The organism is [Clostridium] ultunense DSM 10521, from assembly GCF_000511955.1.
Taxonomy (GTDB): Bacteria; Bacillota; Clostridia; order Tissierellales; family Tepidimicrobiaceae; genus Schnuerera; species Schnuerera ultunensis.
The window spans coordinates 875,001-876,342 of record NZ_AZSU01000002.1 but is presented as its reverse complement, the minus strand read 5'-3'; the positions used below and the strand labels follow the sequence as shown (position 1 = coordinate 876,342).

The 1,342-nt window shown below is 31.7% G+C and carries 2 protein-coding genes; both read right to left on the bottom strand.

What is annotated here, in order from left to right; translation table 11 throughout:
- Positions 1–425, bottom strand: a 425-nt coding sequence (locus CUL_RS0107025) for a transposase (RefSeq protein ID WP_025640912.1), incomplete at its 3' end; no start/stop codon positions are given.
- A 758-nt stretch (positions 426–1,183) separates the two neighbouring features.
- A complete protein-coding gene (locus tag CUL_RS16890) occupies positions 1,184–1,333 on the bottom strand; it encodes an ATP-binding protein (protein WP_330216553.1) in 150 nt (49 codons plus the stop codon).
- Positions 1,334–1,342 lie beyond the last annotated feature (9 nt).

Here is a 1,342-nt window from a genome sequence, read left to right as displayed (position 1 = left end):
GTTGACTCTGAAAGTCCAAATCCATAAATGTCTTGAATATGTGCAGATATATCTCTTGTAGTCATACCCCTTCCATACATTGAAATTATCTGTTTTTCAATGTTTGATATGTCTTTTTCATGCTTCTTAACTATTTGGGGTTCAAAACTTCCATCTCTATCCCTAGGTACTTTGATTTCCATCTCACCATTAGAGCCTTTTACCTTCTTACTACTATACCCGTTTCTTGTGTTAAGACTAAGTGGTTTTTTACCATATTCATAGTCTAAATGGTCATCTAACTCTGCCATTAACATTTCTTCTAGTAGATTTGCCATTAAATCCTTTAGTGCCTCCTGAATGTCTTGTGCTGTTTCTGGTTGGTAAGCTTCTAAAATTGATTCGATAAGCTTAGCATTTTTTCTTTCTGGTCTTTTTCTTCCCATAACAAAATCCTCCTAGTTAAGTTATTTTTATTTTACCTTAACCTGGAGGATTTTCATACACAATTTATTTCACAGTCTCCTAAAGAAAGCATTTCTCTAATTTATCTTCAAAAATTAAAACTCCCAAGGTATCAAAACGAGATATAATTTATTCCTATAGCGTTATAGATTTATAACCCAACTTTGTAACATCGTTAAGATACCATACCATGATCAATGGTCTTTTTCATACAATTTTCTAATTAAGAGTAAAACTTCTTCATGTACTTTCTAGTTATTAATTCTTTAGCAGATACTTTTAAATCCTCCCTTTTTATCTATAACTACTGGAATAAAGAAGATATGTATATATGAAGTGATTTCATCAAAATGAACAAAATAGTGATAACTGTGGTAGCTATAACAAACCTTGTTCTTATTCATCTTAACTTAGGAACTAGAGCAGCAAATTGGTCGAATAGAAATGGCAGACTGTGTGAAAATGGATACTATAATTTTAATTAATTCCAGTACAAAATACCCTACAATGGTTCTATTTCAATTCCTTATAGGTAGTCTATAAACAGAAATGTAGGCAAAGGGGATATGTGAGGAGGTGAAAGTTTCAATTCCTTATAGGTAGTCTATAAACTAGATTAAAAGGAGGATTTGTAATGAAGAGGGAATTTCGTTTCAATTCCTTATAGGTAGTCTATAAACTGTAAATGTCAATATAAGAATGTCTAAAAAGTGGAAAATAACTATGTACAAAAAGTGGACTATGAGACCCCAGAATCCTTTACCCTATTATTATCTAAATATTGTATTTTAGATTGGATTCTGTAGGATGGCCCTTTGATAGATATAATATGGCTATGGTGAAGGAGTCTGTCTAATATTGCATTAGCAATAGTTGGTGAACCAAATATATCAGGCCA